This window comes from Halomonas sp. DQ26W (assembly GCF_003339685.1).
Lineage (GTDB): Bacteria > Pseudomonadota > Gammaproteobacteria > Pseudomonadales > Halomonadaceae > Halomonas.
In genome coordinates this window covers 52,569-73,622 of record NZ_QPKI01000010.1, presented here as the reverse complement: position 1 = coordinate 73,622, position 21,054 = coordinate 52,569, and the positions used below count along the sequence as shown (strand labels likewise).

The following is a 21,054-nucleotide window of genomic DNA, read 5'->3' as shown; positions in this document are numbered from 1 at the left end:
GCCCCAGGAACGAGTCTCAATCCGTCTTGTCGACGTCCACATTCCCTGCGTCATCGCTCTCGTAACGCTTCACCTCGGTATCTTCGTTGCATTCGGGTGCATTGAGAAAGGTGCGGGTCACGTCGAGCAGGCCCAGATGCCCAATGGTGCGCCGCCCGAGAAGCAGTGGATAGTGCATCTCTTCACGGTTGCGTAGCCCGACCTGTTCTTCATAGACGGTATTGCCCATGCATACCTTCATCAACACCACCAGGCGTTCGTCTCGTCCACCCGCTCCACGCACGCGGATATCGCGATAGAGCGGCCGCTCCAGCGTTTCGGAGAACGTCTCACCACTTGCCTCGTCCATGAGCTCCAGCCGAAAACGCACCCACTCCTCGTCATGCTTCTCGAAGCGTTCGATATCGCGGGCATCGAGCGATGAAGTGAGAGCACCACTATCGAGCTTGGCCTTGACCTCCACCCCCCAGGGCTCCAGAGTTGCCTTCTCGACCCAGCCAAAGACTCCCTTTTCAGCCATCGCAGCAGGCGCGAAAGCAATCACCAGCCATGCGCCCAGTGCCAGAGCGACCCTGAGCCACGCCGCCCGGCGCGGCAATGAATCTGCTTGCATGCTATCTTCCTGTCAAAGCTCACAGAATAGCGTCGTTTCCCTCGAATGCCAGCCGGCCAGGCAGCTTCTTGCCCGGCATGCGGTTACTCGCCAGCACACGTGATGTGCAGCTACTAGATGTAAAGTGCCATACTGGAAGTGCCATCTAGGAAAAGGAGCACACTGTATGACTCAGCGACGCTTTGCAAGGACGACACTTGCCACTTCGATTGGCCTGCTGGTTGCCGGCCTCGCCGTTACTGGAGCACACGCTCAGTTCGAACCTCAGGGACTCTACTCAAACAGAGCGATTCTCGATGCGGAGGTGTATTTCGAAGCCGCCCCGGATAGCCAGCCCAGCGAAGTCGTCGATATGCTGCTCGGTGACGATATGCAGGTCCATGCCCTGATCATACGCTCCCATGAGGATGTGGGGCAGGATGGTGACTACCTGGTAATCACCAACGCCCACTACCAACTGGTAACCCATGAAGAGGATGGCGAAACCACCCATGACGTACTCGTCAATGCCAACGAAGACGTCCTGGGGGCTCTGCCACGCTACGATCAGGACTGGTGGGATATGGCACGGCAACGGACTCGGGATGCCTGGCAAACCGCTGGCGAGGGAGCCGAAAGTGCCTGGCACCAGACGCGTGAAGGCGCCGATACGATCGGCGAAGGTGCCGAACGTGCCTGGGAACGCACTCAGGAAGGGGCCGAGAGAGCCGGCCGCGCCGTCAGCGACTTGCTTAACAACTGGACCAACAATGATTGAGCCGATCCAGCTTTAACCTCCCTATTGAACCACCTCCATTCCTCAACGGCGCATGAGGAAGGGCCTCACCCTGCACGGGTGGGGTCTTTCCTTATCAGCGCTGCAGCCGCTGCAACAGGCTGACCGTGGCGAAACCGTCGGGTGTGACGCCAAGCGAACGTTGATAGTTGCGCAGGCCACGACGCGTATTGGGCCCCAGGATGCCGTCCGGGGTACCGACATCGAAGCCACGAGCATTAAGTGCCTGCTGCATCTCGCGAACCTGGCTGCGCGTCAGCGGCTGCTCCTCCCGAGGCCAGCTTGAGTGGATGCCCGAACGACCGTCAATTTCGTCGGCCAGCGCACCCACCGCCAAGGCATAGCTGGTCGCATTGTTGTAGCGCAGGATGGCCCGGAAGTTGGGGCCCACCAGAAATGCCGGCCCATCGGCACCGGCCGGCGCAATGACCGAGGCCTCGGCGAAATCGGGCAAACTCTCGCCACCGATGCCGCGCACCCCCTGGGCAGACCATTCACGACTGGCACGGCGGGTGCTCAGCTCGGTCTGGGCATAGTCGAAATTGTCAGGCAGCCGAACCTCCACTCCCCAGGGCTGCCCCGTCTGCCAGCCGGCCCGGGCGAGATAGTTCGCGGTCGAGGCCATGACATCGGGAATGCTGCCCCAGATATCGCGTCGGCCGTCGCCATCGCCATCAACGGCATAGGCTTCGAAACTCGAGGGAATGAACTGGGTATGGCCCATGGCTCCGGCCCAGGAGCCGACCATGCGCTCAGGACGGATATCACCGGCCTCGATGATACGCAACGCAGCCAACAGTTCGCCGCGGGCGAAGTCGCTGCGACGCCCATCGAAGGCCAGGGTCGCCAGGGCCTCCAGGGTCGAGAAGTCCCCAAAGTTACCGCCATAGTTGCTCTCGATCCCCCAGATCGCGACGATGATTTCTGCCGGTACGCCGTAGTGTTCCTCCATGCGGCGTGCAGTATCACGATGCTCGGCAAGCTTGTCACGCCCCTGCTGGATACGAGTCGATGAAACGGCGCTATCGAGATACTGCCAGATGGGCCGCACAAACTCCGGCTGTGAGCGGTCCAACTCGATCACCCGAGGCCGATAGCGTACCCCATCCAGTGCCTGGGTCAGCGTCGTCTCGCTGATGCCCGCTGAGCGGGCCTCGCGGCGAAAGCTTGCCAACCACGCATTGAAGTCGGCCGGCGTGGCTTCGGACTCACCACGCTCAGTCGACACCGGCTCATGAGTGGGCTCGGCCTCCTGCCCGCTGGCAGCCTGTTCGTCGGCAGCATCAAGCGAACGATTGTCAGCTGTCGCCTCCTGTACCGGGCCGCTCTGGCAGCCGGCGAGAAGCGCCATCAACAGAGTGGCAGGAAATATCTGACGCATATCGGCATTCCTTGGCAATGAACGCCATGATGATGGCGTAGAAGCACAGGCGAGACCAGTCTCTTTCGCTCTCATATCGTCGATTTCTGTAACCCCTGCCAGGACCCGCCATCGTCAGGAAGGATCACTCTCCCGGGGCTGATGCACCGCGTTGGCTTCGGTCTCCAGTCCGCTTTTAAGCTCATGGGTCAGCGGGTCATAGTTGGGTCGCAGCTCATCCTTCACGGTGCCGGACCAGAGCTTCGAACCCACGAAATAGCCGGCACGGCCGATCACGTGTGCCGCCACCGGCGCCGTCATGACCACGAAGACGATGATGGCAAAGGCGCGGGCCACTACCGCCACCTCGCCAAAATGCACGGCAACCGAGAGCATGATCAGGATCACACCCAGGGCCGCTGCCTTGGTCGTGGCATGCATGCGGGTGAGCAGGTCGGGTAGGCGCAGGATACCCAGCGCCGCCAGCAACATGAACAGTGCCCCGGTGAGAATCAGGAGCCCTTTGATCATCTCAATCATCCCGAGGACCTCCACGCTCCAGAAAACGGGCGAAGCCGATGGCAGCCAGAAAGCCCATCAGCGCGATAACGATGGCGGCATCCAGAAAGCTGGAAACGTCCATCTTGATGGCATAGACACCCACCATGCCCACCACGATGCTGGCAAACAGTTCCAGCGCCACCACCCGGTCAGGCAGGCTGGGGCCTCGCACCACCCTCACGAAGGCCAGGATCAGGGCAAAGCTCATGATCACCTGGCTGAGCAGGATTACGGTATCCACATCACCACCTCACCATCATCGAACTCATCGGAACAGCTCCAGGGCACGACATTCCATTTCCTTGATATTACGGCGCAGCTCCTCCTCGTCGTCGAGGAACATGGCATGAATGTAAAGCACCTTGCGGTCATCGGAGACATCCAGGCTCAGTGTGCCCGGTGTCAGGGATATCAGGTTGGCGACCATGGTGATCTCAAGCTCGGTCCGCGCCTCCAGCGGCATGGCGATCACACCCGGCTTCATGTGCCAGGGTGGCGTCAGAATGTCGAAACCGACACGCAGGTTGGCCTGGACCAGCTCCTTGATGAAGAAGCCCATGAAACGCAGAATTCGCGGAATCCGGCCCGGGTAGCCCTTGAGAGCTGGCACCTGGGGCTCAATCAGCACCAGCGTGAAATAGCCGAACACCAGACCGATCACCAGGTTCGGCCCCGAGAAATCGCCGCTGAGGATGACCCAGGCCAGGGCCAGCAGCAGGTTCCATATTGCCCCCGTCATGGCGTCACCTCCTCATCAGGCCCCTCGACCAGAACATCCTCGATACCAACCTCGCCCCCCAGCACGGCCTCGATGTAGCCCTGAGGGTTCATCAGCTGGTCACCGATCTGGTTCATGGCAACCATCAGCGGTTCGGCAAACAGACCAATCAACAGGGCAAAGAGTGCCAACACCGCCACCGGCAGATACATCAGCCACATGCTCGCCGGCACCAAGCGGCTGTCGTCACCCACAACAGTCTCCTCCACCGGCACCAGATTGTCCTCGGGCAGGGTCTTCCAGAACACCTCGTTCCATATCTTGACCATGGAATAGAGCGTCATCAGGCCGACCGCCAGAGCGACACCAGTGACGACATAGGCTCCGGCCTCGATACCGGCGCGTATGAGGACGAACTTGGCAAAGAAACCGGAAAGTGGCGGTATGCCAGCCAGGGAAAAGGCCGACAGGAAGAAGGCCACGGCCAGCCAGGGACGTTCGCGATAGAGCCCGCCCATCTTCTTCAGCTCATAGGTACCCTGGAGCCGCCGGGTGATACCGCTGATCAAAAATAGATTCGTCTTGACGATGATGTTGTGCATCACCGCGAAAATACCCCCGGCAATGGCGAGCGGTGTGAACAGCGCAAGCCCGAGGATCATGTAGCCGATCTGACTGACGATATGGAAGGAGAGAATGCGCCGGAACTCGAATTGCGCAGCGGCCCCGAGCACGCCGGTCACCATGGTCAGCGCCGCTCCCCACAGCAGCAGATCCTGGGTATAGCCCAGGGTCTGGTCGAACATCAAGGTAAAGACCCGATACAGGGAGTAGACCCCAACCTTGGTCAGCAGCCCCGCGAACAGGGCCGAAACCGCCACCGGTGGCGTGTGGTAGGAGGCCGGCAGCCAGAAGAACAGCGGAAAGGCCGCCGCCTTGATGCCGAAGGCGATCATGAACATGACCGCCAGCACTTCGACCATGCCCTGGTTCTCGGCCGCGGCCAGGCGCTGGGCGATATCGGCCATATTGAGCGTGCCGACCATACCGTAGGTCAGCCCGATGGCGGTGAGAAAGATCACCGACGCCAGCAGGTTGAGGGTCACGTACTTGATCGCCCCCTCCATCTGCGCCTTCTCGCCGCCCAGAATCAGCAGCGCGAAGGAGGCCACCAGCATCACTTCGAACCAGACATAGAGGTTGAAGATGTCACCGGTGAGAAAGGCACCGGCGACACCGGCCAGCAGCAGGTGCATCAAGGGGTAATAGCCGAACTTCTCGTGGCCGGGACCGGTGGAAGCCAGCGAATAGACCGCCAGCGCCAGCCCGATGATGCCGGTCAGCACGATCATCACCGCACTGAGCATATCAGCGACCAGGGTGATCCCGATGGGGGCCTCCCAGCCGCCCATCTGGATCACCACATAATCATCGAGGCTCACCGATACCAGCAGCCAGAGTGCCACGCCCAGCAGCGCGATATTTCCGGCCACGGCGATGAAGCGCTGCGTGGATCGCGAGCGCCAGAACAACAGCGACAAGGCACCCGACAGCAAGGGCAGGAGAACGGGCAGTGCAACTTCAGGCCTCACGTATCGGTTTCCTTCATCTTGTCCAGGTCATCGGCCTTGACGATCTCGTAGGCACGACGGATCAATACCACGGCAAAGGCGAGCACGCCGAAGGCGATCACGATAGCGGTGAGCACCACCGCCTGGGGCAAGGGGTCCGCCACCGGGCCGAGTGGCGCCGTGAGTCCCTCGGGGATCAGGGGCGGCGCCCCCCGTGTCATGCCCGCCGAGGTAAAGATCAATAGATTGGCCGCATTGGAGAGCAGGATCAGACCTATTACCAGCTTGACGATTGAGCGACGCAGGATCAGAAAGATCGCTGACGCATACAGCAGGCCAATGGCCACCGCCATTACCGGCTCCATAACGCACCTCCAGCACGAATTGACGGAGCGACGTCGGCGACGCCGGTAAAATCAAGGCTCATCCTTGTCCACCTCCATCAGCGTCATGACCATGGCCAGCACCGATCCCAATACCGCCAGGTAGACCCCGACGTCGAATATCAGCGGGCTCGAGGCCTTGAAGTCGATCCCGGGTATCTCCCACCACTGGGCGGTCAAGAACGGCTGATCCATGAACCAGGCGGGAAACACCGAAATCATGCCCAGCAACAGCCCCATGCCAATCAGGTCACGGGGGTCGACCATGCGCAACACTTCCCGGGTGGCACTGACCCCGAAGGCGAACAGATAGAGCGTAAAGGCACCGGCGGCCACCAGCCCGGCGATGAAGCCCCCGCCCGGCTCATCGTGTCCTCGCAGCAGCAGGAACACGGAAAACAGCAGCTGCAGCGGCATCAGGATCCGAGCGGCGGTATGCAGTATCAGGGTACCGGACTTAACCATCGGCAGGCTCCTTCTCCTTCGACGCTGGCTTGGGTTTCTCCGTCGCACGCAGCTTGAGCATGGCGATGACCCCAATCGCGGCAAGGGCCAGTACGAAGATTTCCCCCAGGGTATCGAGAGCCCGATAGTCCACCAGAATCACATTGACGATGTTGCGCCCATGGGCCAGCGGTACGCTGTTTTCAATCATGTAGCCTGAAATGGGCACGAATTGGTCGATTCCCCAGGCCGTCAGTACCAGCAGGGTAATCAGCACACCGACGCAGCCCGCGACCAGAAAGTCGCGCACCCGTTCCAGGGGGGTCGACAGGGTGGCGAAGCGAGGCAACCGGAAGAGCACCAGCACCAGCAGGATCACGGTCAGCGTTTCCACCAGGAGCTGGGTGATGCCCAGGTCGGGAGCACTGAAAAGTATGAAAACCAGGGCGATGGAGAAGCCCATGATGCCCACCGACACCACCGCACTCAGCCGCGACCGAGTCATGGCGGCGAACAGCGCCCCCATCACCATCAACGAAACCACAACCACCTCGTGAAAGCGCACGTCGAGATGGAAGGCGATGTCCGGGGAGTGGCGAAGCAGCAGAGAGTTGCCGATCAGTGCGATCAGGGTCAGCACCATCACCATCAGGTAATTGCGCATATAGCCATTCTGCAGGATACGGGTCTGCCAGTCGGAGACAACGGTGATCCAGTGCATGCAGGCGTCATACCCCGCCTCGGGACCTCGCGCGATCAGGGGGTCGAGCCTCGCCAGGCGCGCACGTACCCGATCCCAACGCCGGAACAGCACATAGCCCAGGGCCAGGCTGGCCAGCGACATGACCAGCGGCAGGTTGACGCCGTGCCACAGCGACAACGAGACGGTGACCGGCTGGCCCATCACCGCCGAGGCGGCCGCCGTCAGCAAGCCCGTGCCGGCAAGCACCGGGACGAGTCCGAGCAGCAGCGATAGCACCGCCAGCACGGCAGGGCCGATCAGCATCGAGACCGGCGCCTCGTGGGCCACACGCGGGGTGGCGCGCCGCTCTCCGAAGAAGGGTCTCAGCGCCACGATGGCAGCCACGGCAATGGTCAGAAAAGCCGCCGAAAAGGCCAGCAGCAGAATCAGCCAGCGGAAGGCTCCCGCCTCGAGAACCGATTCGAACATCAACTCCTTGGCAATGAAGCCGAACAGCGGCGGCGCACCGGCCAGCGACAGAGCAGCAATTATGGCTACCAGCGCCGTAGCCGGCATCAGCGAGCGCAGCCCCCCCATGGCGGTCACGTCCTTGGTGCCGGTCTCATGATCGAGTATGCCCGCCACCATGAACAGCGCTCCCTTGTAGAGGGAGTGAGCCAGCAGGAAGGTGACGAAGGCGATGAGCGCCCCTTCGGTGCCGAGACCCAGCAGCATGGTCAGGGTGCCTAGCGCCATGATCGTGGAGTAAGCCAGCAGCTTCTTGATATTGGTGTGGCGGATGGCCAGGAAGGCACCGGTGAACATGGTGACCGCCCCCACCACCGAGAGGATACCAACCCACATCTCGGTGCCGCCCAAGCTCGGCTGCAGTCGTGCCATGAGGTAGATCCCGGCCTTGACCATGGTCGCCGAATGCAGATAGGCCGACACCGGGGTGGGCGCCGCCATGGCGTTGGGCAGCCAGAAGTGGAACGGAAACTGGGCCGACTTGGTGAAAGCGCCCAGCAGCAGGCAGATCAGCAGCGGTGCATAGAGATCGTGTTCACGCAGAGCATCGCCCATGGTGCCGAGCTCGGCGAGCGACCAGCTGCCGCCGGCAGTGCCGAGCATCACCAACCCGGCCATCAGCGCCAGTCCGCCGCCGACGGTGACGAACAGACCCTGGCGGGCCGACTTGCGCGCCTCCAGGTCGGCGTGATTGAAGCCGATAAGCAGATAGGAGGTGATACTGGTCAGTTCCCAGAAGACGAACAGCGTAATCAGGCCATCAGCCAGCACCAGACCAAGCATCGACACCATGAAGGCGACAAGAACGATATGGAAACGCACCAGGTCGGGATGGCCCTTGAGATAGCCGCCAGCATAGATCAACACGAAGGTGCCGATCACCGTGATCAGCAGAGCGAACAGCAGCGAAAGGCCATCAATGACGAAGGTCAGGCTCATGCCCAGCGAAGGCACCCACTTCATGGCAAACGTCACCGCCTCACCACCCATCACAGCGGGCATGAGGTTCATGAAGCCCAGCGCCAGGGCAGCCGGGAAAGCGGCCAGCACGAAGCTGGTACGCGCACCGAACCAGCGGTGCAGCAGCGGGGCGAAAGCGGCCAGTACGAAACCCGATAGCACGGCTAGTTGCATCATGCAGCTCTCTTCATAGTCGTTCTTCCGTCAGGGGGAATCGGCATCTTCGCTACCTTGCCGGTGCCTGTCTCAACAATCAGCAGGCTATTTGAAGCACTAGGCGCAAAGGAAGGCGCATGGCGTGCCGCTGCCACTTTGACAAGCGTTCATCGAACCTGCAAATGCACGCCGCCTGATAGGCTCTTTGCCGCCATCGTAGAGCATGAAATTACATCCAATGGATAAGCCCCATACGACCTTTCCAGGCTGTTTATTGCACCGCAAAAGCTATAAACTCTGCGCCGCGGCTGGCTGCAATTGGCACAGAACTCTCAGCGAAACGGCCTGGTAGTATAGCGATTTCCCTCCGTTTCTTCATGCGTCGCTCCCAACGCACCAGCCAAGCGATCATCGATAGCCCCGATGAGCCACGTGGCAACCGGCAGATACGACCTCACGCCTCACTATCCCTTAACGTGGCGCAATGTCACCGATCCGCCGCCAGAATGGATGAGCCATCAATGTCATTGCTGTGGATTCCTCTTCTCACCATTATCGGCACGCTGGTGCCAGTAATGACCTCTCGCTATGGTCGCAAGGCTTGTGTCGCAGCCACCCTGGCCGCCCCCCTGCTGGCGCTGGGCCTGGTGTTGATGCATGCGCCTACCGTGCTCGATGGCAACGTGGTCAGCCTACAGATACCCTGGATGCCCTTGCTGGGACTCGACCTGGCACTGCGAATCGACGGTCTTACGCTACTGTTCGCTCTGTTGATCCTGGGTATCGGTAGTCTGATCCTGCTCTATGCCGGTTATTACCTGAGTGCCGCCGAGGACGATGGCCGCTTCCTCTCCTACATGATGCTGTTCATGACGGCAATGCTGGGCATTGCCATGGCCGACAACCTGCTGCTGCTTTGGCTGTTCTGGGAGCTGACCAGCATCTCGTCATTCCTGCTGATCGGCTTCTGGGGCCATCGCAGCGATGCTCGCCGCGGCGCACGCATGGCGCTCACCGTCACCGGTGCAGGGGGGCTGGCACTGCTGGCCGGCATCCTGCTGATCGGCCAGTCAGTCGGCAGTTTTGCCATGAGCGATGTGCTGGCTGCCGGCGACACGATACGCGCCTCAGCGCACTATCCGCTGATCCTGGTGCTGGTGCTGTTCGGCGCCTTCACCAAGTCGGCCCAGTTTCCGTTCCACTTCTGGCTGCCCCATGCCATGGCCGCACCGACGCCGGTATCGGCCTTTCTCCATTCGGCGACCATGGTCAAGGCCGGCGTCTTCCTGATGGCGCGCCTCAATCCGGCACTGGGCGATACGGCGCTCTGGGCCGTGGCACTGTCGCTGGTAGGTCTCGCCACCATGCTCTATGCCGCCTGGTTCGCCCTGCTCGAGCGCGATCTAAAGGGTATCCTGGCCTTTTCCACCGTCAGTCATCTGGGCCTGATCACCCTGCTGCTGGGGCTGGGCAGTCCGCTGGCCATCGTCGCTGCAGTCTTTCATATCCTCAACCACGCCACCTTCAAAGCAGCACTGTTCATGATGGTGGGCATCATCGATCATGAAACCGGCACCCGGGATATCGACCGTCTCGGGGCACTGTGGTCAATGATGCCACTCACCGGCACCATGACGATCCTCGCCGGGTCTGCCATGGCCGGCTTTCCTCCGTTCAACGGCTTCCTCTCCAAGGAGTTGCTGTTCGAACAGAGCCTGCTCAACAATCTGCTGGGAGCGCTCAGCGTCGTCATCCCGCTGCTGGTGGTGGTGGCCGCCATGCTCTCGGTCGCTTATTCGCTACGACTGATCTATAGCCTGTTCTTCGCCGAGCCCAAGCTCACCCGTGAGCAGAAGACGCAGCCACCGATGCATGTCCACGACCCGTCGCGCGGCATGCTGGCCCCAGGGTTGTTTCTGGCAGCGATGAGCCTGCTGGTAGGCCTGTTCCCAATGACGCTAGCCGCTCCGCTGGTCAATGCAGCCAGCCTGGCTGTGCAAGGCGAAACCACGCCGCTCTTCAGCCTGGCACTGTGGCATGGCATCAACGCCCCTCTGCTGATGAGTCTGGCGGCAGTTGCGGGCGGCATTCTGGTGCTTCGCCATCAACGCTACTTTGCCGGGATTGCGGCACTTTTCCCCTCCCGTGACGCCGGCCTGGTCTTCGAGGCGGCCATGCAGCGAGCAATCAAGATCACACTATGGCTGACCCTGCGCCTGGAAAACGGCTCGCTGCAGCGCTATCAGGCCTTGCTGATTCTCTGCGCCCTGGTCATGACCAGTATCGGCCTGACCCAGCTCGACTCCCTTACCGGCGAATTGGGACAGCAGCCCCTGGACGGTATGATGATCCTGGGGGCAGGGCTTATCATCTTCGGCGCCATCGGCAGCGCCCTGAGCCACCGCTGGCGGCTGGTATCGCTGCTGATGTTATCGGTAGTGGGCCTCGCCGTCTCACTCACTTTCGTGCGCTTCTCTGCCCCGGACCTGGCCCTGACCCAACTGTCGGTAGAAGTCGCCTCGATGATCCTGATGATTCTGGCACTGTTCTTCCTGCCCCAACGCCCTCCCCTGCTCGTCTCGGGCAGGAGGATCCTGCGCGACCTGATCCTGGCGGCCTCCCTGGGCGTGGTGGTGGCAATGCTCAGCTACGCCTTGCTCACCCGTGAAACACTGACCATCGCCGACTACTTCCTGCGGGAGAGCCTGCCTGGCGGCGGCGGCACCAATGTGGTCAACGTGATCCTGGTGGATTTCCGCGGCTTCGATACTCTGGGTGAGATTACCGTGCTGACCCTGGCTGGCCTTGCCACCTTCAAGCTGCTCAACCGCATGCGCCTGTTCATGCCATCAGGCAACCTGGAAGGCATCCGCTGGTCAAGGCACCGCTATCCGATGATCCTGGCGGTAGTGGCGCAGATACTACTGCCGCTGGCACTGCTGGTGTCGGTGTATATCTTCTTGCGCGGTCACAACCAGCCGGGCGGAGGCTTCATTGCCGGACTGATCACCTCCGTGGCCTTGATCCTCCAGTACATGGCCCGAGGCCACGACTGGACGCGGCAACGCCTGCCGGTCTCCTATCCTGTGGTGGCAGTGTCCGGCCTGGCCATCGCTACGGCCACGGGTCTAGGCAGCTGGCTATTTGGCTATCCCTTCCTGACCTCAGCGTTCGGCCATTTCAATATTCCGCTAATCGGCGAGATCGAGCTGGCCACTGCCATGCTCTTCGACCTGGGGGTCTACCTGGCGGTGGTCGGCGCCACCCTGATGATCCTGATCAACCTGGGCCGGGTCACCACCGTGGACCGCCCGACGCTGGAGGAACGCTGATGGAAGCCCTGTTTTCGCTCGTGGTCGGTGCACTCTCCGCCAGCGGCCTCTATCTTCTGCTGCGCGGGCGGACCTTTCCGGTCATCGTCGGCCTGGCCCTGCTCGGCTACGCCGTCAATCTCTTCCTGTTTTCCACAGGCGGTCTCAACACCCATGCGGCAGCGGTCATCGGCGAGTCGATCTCACCCACCGACCCCCTGCCCCAGGCCCTGGTGCTGACCGCAATCGTCATCGGTTTTGCCATGACCGCTTTCGTGGTGATACTGGCCATTCGCGCCCGCAGCGAGCTAGGTAGCGATCATGTGGACGGCCAGCAGGGTGAAGAGGGAGACGTGGGCCAATGAACCAGCACCTCATCATTTTCCCCATTCTGCTGCCGATGATAGGGGCATTGGCTCTCCTGCTGATGGGCAAGGCGAGCTTCACCACCCATCGCCGTATCAGTGTGTCACTCACTGCAGCGCTGGTCCTCATCAGCCTATTGCTGCTGAGCCGCGCCGCCAGCGGCGAACTGACCTTCTATGGCCTGGGCAACTGGCAGGCGCCCTACGGCATCGTGCTGATGCTCGACCGACTCTCGGCCCTGATGCTGACGCTCACCGCCGTACTGGCGCTGGGTTGCGCCCTCTTTGCCAGTGCCGGTGACGATACCAAGGGCAGCAATTTTCACGGCCTTTTCCAGCTCCAATTGGTGGGCCTCAATGGCGCCTTCCTCACCGGCGACCTGTTCAACCTCTTCGTCTTCTTCGAGATCCTGCTGCTCGCCTCCTATGCACTGCTGATGCATGGCGGCGGCAAGGCACGGGTGGGCGCCGGACTCCACTACGTCATTCTGAACCTAGCGGGATCGGCACTGTTCCTCATTGCGCTAGGGGTGCTCTACGGTGCCACGGGCACCTTGAACATGGCTGACATGGCGCGCCGCGTTGCCACCATGACGGGCGATCAAGCGGCCCTGGTCACCGCCGGTGCTCTACTGCTGGTGGTGGTGTTCAGCCTCAAGGCAGCGCTGCTGCCGCTCTATTTCTGGCTGCCACGCACCTACTCGGCGGCACCCGCTCCGGTCGCTGCGCTATTCGCCATCATGACCAAGGTGGGGCTCTACGCGATTCTGCGAGTGCAGACAATGATCTTCATCGACAGCCCTGCGGCAGGCGGCATCACCGCCTGGCTTTGGTGGTCCGGACTGGCCACTATCGTACTGGCAGGGGTTGGCATACTCGCCGCCCGCGATCTGCGCCCGCTGATTGCCTACCTGGTACTCGTCTCGGTGGGCACCCTGCTCGCCGGTGCGGCTCTGGGCACAACAGAGGCGACCACCGCCCTTCTCTACTACTTGCCCCACACCACCCTGATCTGCGGCGCCCTCTTCCTGATCGCCGAAATGATCGGTCAGCAGCGCGGCAAGGCAGGCACCCGCCTGGTTCGTGCCCGTCGCCTGCATCAGCGCCACCTGCTTGGCGGCCTATTCCTGGTAGCCGCCGTGGCCGTCGCCGGCTTGCCGCCGCTTGCCGGCGCACTGGGCAAGCTGATGCTGATGCAGGCCGCAGAAGGCAGCGCACGACTCTGGCTCTGGCCACTGCTGCTACTGGCAGGGCTGTGCTCCCTTATCGCCATGTCCCGGGCAGGCTCGGTCTTCTTCTGGGCCAGCTACAAGGGTGAGGTTGCCACCGGCAGGATCAGCCGGGCCCAACTGGCCGGGGTGATATGGCTGCTGGCAAGTGCCCCGCTACTGGTTGTCTTCGGCGGGCCGGTGAGTACCTACACCCAAGCAACAGCCGAGCAACTGGCCAACCCCCAGGAGCCGATTCGCCAATTGCTGGGAGATGACACGGCCCGACAGATCGCGCAGATTCAGGACGCCACCGGAGAAACACCATGAGAGCACTGGGACGCTACCTGCCCACCCCCACCCTCTCCCTGGTCCTGTTGGTGGTATGGCTGCTAATGGTACGCAGCATCGAGCCAGGACAGCTGTTGCTGGGTGCCTTTCTGGCCGTGGTGATTCCGCTACTGACCCAAGGCTTCTGGGAGCCACTGCCCCGGGTCAAGCACCCACTAAAGCTGGCCTGGTTCGTCACCTACGTCATGTGGGATATCGTCAAGGCGAACGCACACGTCAGCCTGTTGATATTGTTGCCTCGGCGCGAGCCGCATCCAGGCTTCGTCGAGTACCCGCTTGAGGTCCAGGACCGGCTGGTGATCACACTGCTAGCCAATACCATCACCATGACACCTGGCACCGTATCCACCAATATCCGCCTGGATGGCTCCTCCTTGCTGATCCATGTTCTGGACATGAACGAAGAGCAGGAGCTGGTGCGCGAGATCCGCGAACGCTACGAGCGGCCGCTCAAGGAGATCTTCGAATGCTAGATACCGCCCTGCTGATCAGCCTGGCGCTCATCGTGCTGGCCATGTTGATGAACGTCTACCGGCTCGCCATCGGCCCGGACATCCCGGACCGCCTGCTGGCACTGGACACCCTGTACGTGAACTCCATCGCGTTGATCGTCCTGCTAGGACTTTGGCTCAACACCAAGACCTACTTCGAGGCGGCGATATTGATTGCCATGCTCGGCTTCGTTAGTACCATGGCGATCTGTCGCTATCTACTACGCGGCGATATCATCGAATGAGGAAGACGCCATGACCTTTTACGTCATTGCCGAAGGCGTGATCGCCTTCCTGCTGGTTGCCGGTGGCATCTTCGCCTTCACCGGCTCATTGGGCATGCTGCAGTTCAAGGACTTCTTCATGCGCCTCCACGGCCCCACCAAGGGCACCACCCTGGGGATCGGCTGCATCCTGATCGCTTCGATGCTCTACTTCACCATCACCCAGCGCGAACTGCATGTACAGGAGCTACTGATCACCCTGTTCCTGTTTATTACAGCACCGGTGACCGGCCATATGCTGGCCAAGACCGGGTTGCACATGCACCTGAGATTCATCACCAGCACCCGCGGTTCGATTCCTGAATTCCGCGACGAGGACGTCGGCCAGAGCCGCGTGGCGCGCCCTGCTCGCGCCAAGCACCCGTGGAAGTATCGCAAGGCCAAACGCTCGCGCATGCGCCGCTGAGCCACTGTTACTCAAGACATGAACAAAACGGGCTGCCAATAGGCAGCCCGCTTTGTTATTCATTGACTGAGTTGCCAAACAAAAGGCACTCTCAGCACCATCCAGACAATTCGCGGCTGATGACCGCAAGCAGCGCGGCGATATGGTCATCGCGGTCGTTAAGGCACGGAATATAGGTGAACCGTTCACCCCCAGCGGCAAGAAAGCTCTGCTTGATTTCCTCCTCGATCTCCTCGAGGGTCTCTACGCAGTCGGCGGAAAAGGCCGGCGATACCACTGCGATATGCTTGTGGCCCCGACGGGCCAGCTCGGCCACGTGCTCTACCGTGGCCGGCCCCACCCACTCCTCCGGACCGAATTTCGACTGGAATGCGGTCACGATGGCTTCGTCATCCCACCCCAGGCGCTCCTTGAGCAGTCGCGTCGTCTTCTGACACTGGCAATGGTAAGGGTCTCCTTCAAGAAGATAGCGCTTCGGCACGCCATGATAGGAAGCCACCAGCACCTCCGGCGGCGTTTCGGCGACAGCGTAGGCCTCTTTCACCGAGGCCGACAGGGCGTCAAGATAGGCCGGTTCTTCGAAATAGGCCGGCACTGTGCGGAACGCAGGCTGCCACTTGAGCTTCATCAGTGTACGAAACGCCTGGTCGTTGGCCGTGGCAGTGGTCGGCGAGGCGTACTGGGGATAGAGCGGAAAGAACAGGATACGATCACAGCCCCGTGCCTGCATGCGCCGCAATACGCTGTCGGTTGAGGGGTTGCCATAGCGCATGCTGAAATCGACCACCACTTGGTCGCCATATAGGGCCTCGAGCCCATCGGCAATCTTGTGCGTCTGATCGCGGGTGATGGTAAGGAGTGGACTCTCGTTCTTCTCGGTATTCCAGATCCCGCGATAAGCCTGACCAGAGCTGAAGGGCCGCTTGGTAAGAATGATCAGCTGCAATAGCGGCTGCCACTTCCAGTCCGGGTAGTCCACCACTCGCTTGTCGGAGAGAAATTCATTGAGATAGCGACGCATCGACCAGTAGTCGGTGGCATCCGGCGTGCCCAGGTTGGCCAATACCACCCCCACCTTGCGCTGCGATACCCTGGGGTGGTCAGCCGGAGCGTGTTCGGGATGGCGGTTATCCGAGCTGTCATGCGGCGCGTTGACTTCTATCATGCAAGGCCTTCCTTCTGATCATCGTCTGGCAACGCCGGCCAGTTTACCAGCATAACGCCACCCTGACAGAATAGAGTTGTACCATTATTTTATTTTGTATAGCTCAAGGAGAAGTCATGTCGCCGCTTCACAACAGTATGGCGCCCATCTCGGGAAGTTGCGGGGCTGAAGCGGGAAGCCGGGGGGGGGGCGCTACCGCTGTAGCGCGTACGTTGAAGATGGCGTCGCTTAGAACACCAGCGGCATGCGCGACGTGAGTGGGTCCCGATAGTGAGCCTCGCGGCCGACCACCTCATCCTGAGGCACATGCTGTACCAGGAAGGCGCGATGGATGCCGGCCCGCCGCAGCTCAAGATAGACATCCTCCAGAGAGCGAAACACGACTGGCTTGCCGCGTCGGGTCAGCATGTGCCTGGCGCCTTCCATATCCTCCAACTCCACTTGGTAACAATGGCTACCAGAGTGGGTAATGACGCGAATTTCGTAGTTATCGTGACTGGCCGCAAAAGCCTTGAGGTCATCGAAGTCCATGGCTCCCTCCATGTGACGAACATTAGTGGCATGAAACAAATACTGCTCGGGCACAGCATGACTGTGCCCGATAGCATTAGCATGACAGTAGCATATTTATATTATGACCATGCGACAGCCGGAAGGTTCCTTGAAACGGGATCCGGCAGTCGTTATTACGGGAGAATCGCGAAAAGACAGTTATTGTCAGCAGGTGGTTGGAGAAACGTCTACTGGTAATCGGAGGGGTCGATAGCCTTGGCCAACGAGCGCCGATCCACCCACTTGCCCGCCTTGGTTTCCTTGTAGCGGAATATCACACGATCACCGACAGCCACCGCGAGTTCGGCATCCTCGGTCTGATAACTGTACGCCTCGCCATCCACGAGCAGATGAAAACGGTAGAGATCAGGCATCCCCAGCCACTCCTTGAAAGGTCCTTCCCGCTCCAGCGATTCAAGCTCGCCACGCGCCTCGAGTTTCGGGGTACGCTGCTGTTTGCCACGTCTGAATCCGCTTGCCATGCTGCCTCCTGGTGATCTATCGGGGGTCGGCATTATACGGTGCCCACCCACAGGCTCAAGGCCGGGGAAGACGATCAATTTCCGAACGACTCACCATAGCTGTCCGGGGCCAGGTCCTCGAAGCGAGTGTACCTGCCGATGAAGGCCATGTGCACCGTACCGATGGGACCGTTACGCTGCTTTCCTATGACCAGCTCGGCCAGGCCCTGGTTGTCGGGATTGTCCGGATTATAGACCTCGTCGCGGTAGACGAAAGCGATGACATCGGCGTCCTGCTCGATGGCGCCCGATTCGCGCAGGTCCGACATCACAGGACGCTTGTTGGGGCGCTGCTCCAACGAGCGGTTGAGCTGCGACAGCGCCACCACCGGGCAGCCGAACTCCTTGGCAAGACCCTTCAGCGAGCGCGATATCTCGGAGATCTCACCAGTGCGGTTTTCGGAGAAGCCGGGGATCTGCATTAACTGCAGGTAATCGATCATCACCAGCGCCAGGTTGCCGTGCTCACGCACCAGTCGGCGCATTCGCGCGCGCATCTCGTTGGGCGATAGTGCCGCGGTGTCGTCGATGAACAGCTGCTTGTCCTTGAGCAGGTTCACCGCCGATGTCAGCCGCGGCCAGTCTTCGTCCTCGAGCTGGCCGGTGCGAACCCGGGTCTGATCGATGCGTCCCAGCGACGACAGCATCCTCAACATCAGGGCGTCCGCCGGCATCTCCATGGAGAACACCATCACCGGCTTGTCGCTTGATATCACGGCATGCTCCACCACGTTCATGGCGAAGGTTGTCTTGCCCATGGAGGGGCGCCCGGCGATGATCACCAGGTCAGAGGGCTGCAGGCCAGAGGTCATCTCGTCGAGGTCGCGAAAGCCGGTGGATAGCCCCGTCATCTCGCCCTTCATGTTGAACAGCTCGTCGATGCGGTCCACCGCCTTGGCCAGCAGTTCGCTCATGCCGATGGGTCCGCCCGACTTGGGCCGCTCTTCGCTGATCTGGAACACCAGCCGCTCGGCCTCGTCGAGCAGTTCGTCGGCTGGCCTTCCCTGTGGACTGAAGGCACTATCGGCGATCTGGCTGGCTGCCCGGATCAGCTTGCGCAGGGTGGCTCGCTCGCGAACGATATCTGCATAGGCGCGGATATTGCTGGCCGAGGGCGTATTGCGTGCCAGTTCGGCCAGATAGGCCAGGCCACCAATAGTACCTAGCTGGTCACGCCCTTCCAGCGCCTCGGACAGCGTCACCACATCCAGTGGCTGACTGGCTTCAGCCAGGCCGGTCATGGCGTTGAAAATCAGACGATGCTCGTAGCGGTAAAAGTCATCCGCCACCAGCCGCTCCGACACGTTGTCCCACGCCTGATTGTCGAGCATCAGGCCGCCCAGCACCGACTGTTCCGCCTCAAGCGAGTGAGGTGGTATCTTCAGGGCGGCAGTTTCCTGATCCAGCTCGAGAGTGTCGTTCATGGCATGGCCACCTACGTAAAAACGGGCCGTGCCATTCTACCCGATGCCCGTGGTCCACCCTACCTCTCGAAGCGACAATTAACGCGACGCCCGGCCGCTCGCAACGAAACCGTCAAAACAAAAACACTGCGCCAAGAACAAGGGGCGCGGGGAGATCATCCCCGCGCCCCTTGGCGAACGACGTGACTAGGCGGGCCTTACTCGGCTACCACCACGACACGCACGGTCGCGTCGACTTCGGCATGCAGGTGCAGGTCGATGTCGTACTCGCCGGTCTGGCGGATCGGGCCCTGCGGCATGCGAACTTCGCTCTTGGCGACGTCGATACCTGCCTGGCCCAGCGCTTCGGCCAGGTCGCGTGGGCCGATGGAACCGAACAACTTGCCCTCGTCACCGGCCTTGGAAACCAGCGACAGCTCGATCTCATTGAGCTGGGCTGCACGGGCTTCAGCTTCTGCCTTGCGCTCGGCGGCCTGGGCTTCGAGCTCGGCGCGCTGCGCTTGAAAGGCTTCGACGTTGTCCTTGGTTGCCGGCACGGCCAGGCCGTAGGGAACCAGGTAGTTGCGGCCATAGCCAGGCTTGACGGCTACCTTGTCGCCCAGACCGCCGAGCTTGCCAATATTATCGAGCAGAATTACTTCCATCTCGTCAACCTCTTGTCAGTCGCCACGGGGGGCCAGACGGCCGCGGAAATCCGCGAACACATCGACAAAAGCCACCAGCAGCACGATCAGAATCATGGGCCAGGTGGTGATCAGCAGTAGATAGAAAGCGATCAGCCACAGCCCGTTCATGCCCTTCATACCGATGAAACCATGCACCAGCGCGATACCCGCCACCAGCAGCGGCACCCAGGCCAGCATGCTCAGCGACGGAATGCCCAACACCATGCCCACTACGCCCAGCACGACCAGCACGATCAGCTCACGCAGCGTGAGCCGCAGGGCGTGAAACTCCTCCCGGAAACCGCCGGGATTGTAGAGTCCCGCCTGCCAGGCTCGTGCCAGAGCCAAACAGCCGATTGCGGCCACTAGCACCACCAGACCGGTGATACCACCGATCAGCAAGGTGGCCAGTTCCTGGGTGTCATATCCCTGACGGGCCAGCTCGGTGAGCATACGATCGATCTCGACCGAGCCCTGCCGTAACTGTTCCAGCAACGATTCGGTGCCACCCGGTGGGACAAAGATGCCCAACTGGATCATCATCGCCCCGGCAAGCGTGCCGACGATAAGCGCTTCACTCCAGCGCATGCGCTCTCGCAGCACCACCGCCATCAGCGTGACCAGCAATACGCTGGCCAGTGGTATGGCATCCCCCTGGGTCCACCACCATCCGGCCGGGATAGCAGCCGCCACCAGCACGGGCAGTGCCGGAACGAGCCCCCCGCGCAGGGTCGCCAGCGCCACGATGGCGCCACTGAACCAGAACAGCCAGGGAATGATAGCGGCCAAGGCAGCCCCGCCAGCGGCATAGGGCGTGGCGCGCATCAACCAGCGAGCAATCGGTAGCATCGGTTACGTGACTTACTGGTGGCTATCGGTGAAAGGCAGCAGTGCCAGGTAACGCGAGCGCTTGATGGCAGTCGCCAGCTGGCGCTGATAGCGGGCCTTGGTGCCAGTAATCCGGCTGGGAACGATCTTGCCGGTCTCGGTGACATAGGCCTTGAGCGTGTCCAGATCCTTGTAATCGATCTGCTTCACACCTTCGGCGGTGAAACGGCAAAACTTGCGACGGCGGAAAAAGCGTGCCATGTAAAGACTCCTTCAGACGGTGCGGATCAGTTAGCTTCGGCAGTTTCTTCGGTGTCACGTGACCTATCGTCACGACGAACACGCTTGTCGTCTGCCGGTTTCATCATTGGCGAAGCTTCAGTGATGGCTTCCTTGCAGCGCACCACCAGGCTGCGAATGATGGCGTCGTTGAAACGGAAGATGTTCTCGATCTCATCGAGGGTCTCGCCGCTGCACTCGACGTTCATCAGCACGTAGTGAGCCTTGTGGATCTTGTTGATCGGGTAGGCCAGGTGACGACGGCCCCAGTCCTCCAGACGATGCACAGTGCCACCACTTTCGGTGACGATGCTGGAGTAGCGCTCGACCATGGACGGCACTTGCTCGCTTTGATCCGGATGGACCATAACCACGATTTCGTAATGACGCATGGGGTCTCCTTGCGGGTTGGCAGCTTCCGCGTGAGGCAACTTCAGGCCTTCAGGGGAAGCA

Annotated in this window: 24 protein-coding genes; 7 read left to right on the top strand and 17 right to left on the bottom strand. The window is 61.1% G+C overall.

Annotated elements, in window-relative coordinates:
* Window positions 1–16 precede the first annotated feature (16 nt).
* On the bottom strand, window positions 17–613 hold the full coding sequence (locus DU490_RS07370; protein WP_114573670.1) for an ATP-dependent zinc protease: 597 nt from the start codon (window positions 611–613) through the stop codon (window positions 17–19).
* Window positions 614–779: 166 nt separating this feature from the next.
* Here DU490_RS07370 and DU490_RS07365 point away from each other — a divergent pair, with 166 nt between their 5' ends.
* Window positions 780–1,370, top strand: a complete 591-nt coding sequence (locus DU490_RS07365; RefSeq protein WP_114573669.1) for a PRC-barrel domain containing protein — start codon at window positions 780–782, stop codon at window positions 1,368–1,370.
* Window positions 1,371–1,464: 94 nt separating this feature from the next.
* On the opposite strand, the gene DU490_RS07360 is transcribed toward DU490_RS07365, so the two are convergent.
* The 8 genes from DU490_RS07360 to DU490_RS07325 form a co-directional block, all read right to left on the bottom strand.
* On the bottom strand, window positions 1,465–2,769 hold the full coding sequence (locus DU490_RS07360; RefSeq protein WP_258801448.1) for a lytic murein transglycosylase: 1,305 nt from the start codon (window positions 2,767–2,769) through the stop codon (window positions 1,465–1,467).
* 114 nt (window positions 2,770–2,883) lie between these two features.
* On the bottom strand, window positions 2,884–3,288 hold the full coding sequence (gene mnhG, locus DU490_RS07355; RefSeq protein ID WP_114573668.1) for a monovalent cation/H(+) antiporter subunit G: 405 nt from the start codon (window positions 3,286–3,288) through the stop codon (window positions 2,884–2,886).
* Window positions 3,281–3,550 (bottom strand): monovalent cation/H+ antiporter complex subunit F, encoded by a 270-nt coding sequence (locus tag DU490_RS07350; RefSeq protein ID WP_114573667.1) that lies wholly within the window; start codon window positions 3,548–3,550, stop codon window positions 3,281–3,283. The genes mnhG and DU490_RS07350 overlap by 8 nt, the downstream gene beginning before the upstream one ends.
* Window positions 3,551–3,574: 24 nt before the next feature.
* Window positions 3,575–4,048, bottom strand: coding sequence for a Na+/H+ antiporter subunit E (locus DU490_RS07345; protein WP_114573666.1), 474 nt, complete (start codon window positions 4,046–4,048; stop codon window positions 3,575–3,577).
* The gene (locus DU490_RS07340; RefSeq protein WP_114573665.1) at window positions 4,045–5,619 is read right to left on the bottom strand and encodes a Na+/H+ antiporter subunit D; all 1,575 of its coding nucleotides are present in this window, start codon (window positions 5,617–5,619) and stop codon (window positions 4,045–4,047) included. The genes DU490_RS07345 and DU490_RS07340 overlap by 4 nt, the downstream gene beginning before the upstream one ends.
* On the bottom strand, window positions 5,616–5,963 hold the full coding sequence (locus tag DU490_RS07335) for a Na+/H+ antiporter subunit C (RefSeq protein ID WP_114573664.1): 348 nt from the start codon (window positions 5,961–5,963) through the stop codon (window positions 5,616–5,618). Before DU490_RS07335 ends, DU490_RS07340 begins: the two co-directional genes overlap by 4 nt.
* A gap of 51 nt (window positions 5,964–6,014) precedes the next feature.
* The gene (locus tag DU490_RS07330; protein ID WP_114573663.1) at window positions 6,015–6,446 is read right to left on the bottom strand and encodes a Na+/H+ antiporter subunit B; all 432 of its coding nucleotides are present in this window, start codon (window positions 6,444–6,446) and stop codon (window positions 6,015–6,017) included.
* Window positions 6,439–8,769: a putative monovalent cation/H+ antiporter subunit A gene (locus DU490_RS07325; RefSeq protein WP_114573714.1), complete on the bottom strand. Its 2,331-nt coding sequence runs from the start codon at window positions 8,767–8,769 to the stop codon at window positions 6,439–6,441. The genes DU490_RS07330 and DU490_RS07325 overlap by 8 nt, the downstream gene beginning before the upstream one ends.
* A gap of 503 nt (window positions 8,770–9,272) precedes the next feature.
* Between DU490_RS07325 and DU490_RS07320 the strand changes: the two genes are divergently transcribed.
* Genes DU490_RS07320 through DU490_RS07295 form a run of 6 tightly spaced genes read left to right on the top strand, consistent with a single transcriptional unit; the run spans window position 9,273 to window position 15,167 of the window.
* Complete coding sequence (locus tag DU490_RS07320) at window positions 9,273–12,083, top strand: monovalent cation/H+ antiporter subunit A (RefSeq protein ID WP_114573662.1); 2,811 nt, start codon at window positions 9,273–9,275, stop codon at window positions 12,081–12,083.
* On the top strand, window positions 12,083–12,427 hold the full coding sequence (locus tag DU490_RS07315; protein WP_114573661.1) for a Na+/H+ antiporter subunit C: 345 nt from the start codon (window positions 12,083–12,085) through the stop codon (window positions 12,425–12,427). The genes DU490_RS07320 and DU490_RS07315 overlap by 1 nt, the downstream gene beginning before the upstream one ends.
* The gene (locus tag DU490_RS07310) at window positions 12,424–13,965 is read left to right on the top strand and encodes a monovalent cation/H+ antiporter subunit D (protein ID WP_114573660.1); all 1,542 of its coding nucleotides are present in this window, start codon (window positions 12,424–12,426) and stop codon (window positions 13,963–13,965) included. The genes DU490_RS07315 and DU490_RS07310 overlap by 4 nt, the downstream gene beginning before the upstream one ends.
* Window positions 13,962–14,459, top strand: a complete 498-nt coding sequence (locus DU490_RS07305; protein ID WP_114573659.1) for a Na+/H+ antiporter subunit E — start codon at window positions 13,962–13,964, stop codon at window positions 14,457–14,459. Before DU490_RS07310 ends, DU490_RS07305 begins: the two co-directional genes overlap by 4 nt.
* Window positions 14,453–14,722: a K+/H+ antiporter subunit F gene (locus DU490_RS07300; RefSeq protein WP_114573658.1), complete on the top strand. Its 270-nt coding sequence runs from the start codon at window positions 14,453–14,455 to the stop codon at window positions 14,720–14,722. Before DU490_RS07305 ends, DU490_RS07300 begins: the two co-directional genes overlap by 7 nt.
* A 10-nt stretch (window positions 14,723–14,732) precedes the next feature.
* The gene (locus DU490_RS07295; protein ID WP_114573657.1) at window positions 14,733–15,167 is read left to right on the top strand and encodes a Na+/H+ antiporter subunit G; all 435 of its coding nucleotides are present in this window, start codon (window positions 14,733–14,735) and stop codon (window positions 15,165–15,167) included.
* Between the two features lie 91 nt (window positions 15,168–15,258).
* Here the strand turns inward: DU490_RS07295 and hemH are convergent, their stop codons facing one another.
* The 8 genes from hemH to rpsF all read right to left on the bottom strand — a co-directional run bounded on the left by hemH (window position 15,259) and on the right by rpsF (window position 20,993).
* On the bottom strand, window positions 15,259–16,332 hold the full coding sequence (gene hemH, locus DU490_RS07290; RefSeq protein ID WP_114573656.1) for a ferrochelatase: 1,074 nt from the start codon (window positions 16,330–16,332) through the stop codon (window positions 15,259–15,261).
* Between the two features lie 228 nt (window positions 16,333–16,560).
* Window positions 16,561–16,863 carry a DUF6482 family protein gene (locus DU490_RS07285; RefSeq protein WP_114573655.1) on the bottom strand — a complete coding sequence of 101 codons (303 nt, stop codon included), beginning with the start codon at window positions 16,861–16,863 and terminating at the stop codon, window positions 16,561–16,563.
* A gap of 209 nt (window positions 16,864–17,072) precedes the next feature.
* On the bottom strand, window positions 17,073–17,366 hold the full coding sequence (locus tag DU490_RS07280; RefSeq protein ID WP_114573654.1) for a hypothetical protein: 294 nt from the start codon (window positions 17,364–17,366) through the stop codon (window positions 17,073–17,075).
* A gap of 74 nt (window positions 17,367–17,440) precedes the next feature.
* A complete protein-coding gene (gene dnaB / locus DU490_RS07275; protein WP_114573653.1) occupies window positions 17,441–18,829 on the bottom strand; it encodes a replicative DNA helicase in 1,389 nt (462 codons plus the stop codon).
* A gap of 197 nt (window positions 18,830–19,026) precedes the next feature.
* A complete protein-coding gene (gene rplI / locus DU490_RS07270) occupies window positions 19,027–19,473 on the bottom strand; it encodes a 50S ribosomal protein L9 (protein ID WP_114573652.1) in 447 nt (148 codons plus the stop codon).
* A gap of 15 nt (window positions 19,474–19,488) precedes the next feature.
* A complete protein-coding gene (locus DU490_RS07265) occupies window positions 19,489–20,343 on the bottom strand; it encodes a hypothetical protein (RefSeq protein WP_114573651.1) in 855 nt (284 codons plus the stop codon).
* A gap of 12 nt (window positions 20,344–20,355) precedes the next feature.
* Window positions 20,356–20,583 carry a 30S ribosomal protein S18 gene (gene rpsR / locus DU490_RS07260; RefSeq protein WP_114573650.1) on the bottom strand — a complete coding sequence of 76 codons (228 nt, stop codon included), beginning with the start codon at window positions 20,581–20,583 and terminating at the stop codon, window positions 20,356–20,358.
* 26 nt (window positions 20,584–20,609) lie between these two features.
* Window positions 20,610–20,993 carry a 30S ribosomal protein S6 gene (rpsF, locus tag DU490_RS07255; RefSeq protein WP_114573649.1) on the bottom strand — a complete coding sequence of 128 codons (384 nt, stop codon included), beginning with the start codon at window positions 20,991–20,993 and terminating at the stop codon, window positions 20,610–20,612.
* Window positions 20,994–21,054: the final 61 nt, after the last annotated feature.

Excerpts from the sequence above, each read along its gene's own strand:
- DU490_RS07325 (WP_114573714.1), bottom strand. The coding sequence starts at position 8,769 with ATGCAACTAGCCGTGCTATCGGGTTTCGTACTGGCCGCTTTCGCCCCG.
- DU490_RS07335 (WP_114573664.1), bottom strand. The coding sequence starts at position 5,963 with ATGGAGCCGGTAATGGCGGTGGCCATTGGCCTGCTGTATGCGTCAGCG.
- DU490_RS07365 (WP_114573669.1), top strand. The coding sequence starts at position 780 with ATGACTCAGCGACGCTTTGCAAGGACGACACTTGCCACTTCGATTGGC.
- DU490_RS07345 (WP_114573666.1), bottom strand. The coding sequence starts at position 4,048 with ATGACGGGGGCAATATGGAACCTGCTGCTGGCCCTGGCCTGGGTCATC.
- rpsR (WP_114573650.1), bottom strand. The coding sequence starts at position 20,583 with ATGGCACGCTTTTTCCGCCGTCGCAAGTTTTGCCGTTTCACCGCCGAA.
- DU490_RS07310 (WP_114573660.1), top strand. The coding sequence starts at position 12,424 with ATGAACCAGCACCTCATCATTTTCCCCATTCTGCTGCCGATGATAGGG.
- DU490_RS07285 (WP_114573655.1), bottom strand. The coding sequence starts at position 16,863 with ATGGACTTCGATGACCTCAAGGCTTTTGCGGCCAGTCACGATAACTAC.
- DU490_RS07315 (WP_114573661.1), top strand. The coding sequence starts at position 12,083 with ATGGAAGCCCTGTTTTCGCTCGTGGTCGGTGCACTCTCCGCCAGCGGC.
- dnaB (WP_114573653.1), bottom strand. The coding sequence starts at position 18,829 with ATGAACGACACTCTCGAGCTGGATCAGGAAACTGCCGCCCTGAAGATA.
- rpsF (WP_114573649.1), bottom strand. The coding sequence starts at position 20,993 with ATGCGTCATTACGAAATCGTGGTTATGGTCCATCCGGATCAAAGCGAG.
- DU490_RS07360 (WP_258801448.1), bottom strand. The coding sequence starts at position 2,769 with ATGCGTCAGATATTTCCTGCCACTCTGTTGATGGCGCTTCTCGCCGGC.
- DU490_RS07280 (WP_114573654.1), bottom strand. The coding sequence starts at position 17,366 with ATGGCAAGCGGATTCAGACGTGGCAAACAGCAGCGTACCCCGAAACTC.
- DU490_RS07370 (WP_114573670.1), bottom strand. The coding sequence starts at position 613 with ATGCAAGCAGATTCATTGCCGCGCCGGGCGGCGTGGCTCAGGGTCGCT.
- hemH (WP_114573656.1), bottom strand. The coding sequence starts at position 16,332 with ATGATAGAAGTCAACGCGCCGCATGACAGCTCGGATAACCGCCATCCC.
- DU490_RS07305 (WP_114573659.1), top strand. The coding sequence starts at position 13,962 with ATGAGAGCACTGGGACGCTACCTGCCCACCCCCACCCTCTCCCTGGTC.
- DU490_RS07265 (WP_114573651.1), bottom strand. The coding sequence starts at position 20,343 with ATGCTACCGATTGCTCGCTGGTTGATGCGCGCCACGCCCTATGCCGCT.
- mnhG (WP_114573668.1), bottom strand. The coding sequence starts at position 3,288 with ATGATTGAGATGATCAAAGGGCTCCTGATTCTCACCGGGGCACTGTTC.
- DU490_RS07300 (WP_114573658.1), top strand. The coding sequence starts at position 14,453 with ATGCTAGATACCGCCCTGCTGATCAGCCTGGCGCTCATCGTGCTGGCC.
- rplI (WP_114573652.1), bottom strand. The coding sequence starts at position 19,473 with ATGGAAGTAATTCTGCTCGATAATATTGGCAAGCTCGGCGGTCTGGGC.
- DU490_RS07295 (WP_114573657.1), top strand. The coding sequence starts at position 14,733 with ATGACCTTTTACGTCATTGCCGAAGGCGTGATCGCCTTCCTGCTGGTT.
- DU490_RS07320 (WP_114573662.1), top strand. The coding sequence starts at position 9,273 with ATGTCATTGCTGTGGATTCCTCTTCTCACCATTATCGGCACGCTGGTG.
- DU490_RS07330 (WP_114573663.1), bottom strand. The coding sequence starts at position 6,446 with ATGGTTAAGTCCGGTACCCTGATACTGCATACCGCCGCTCGGATCCTG.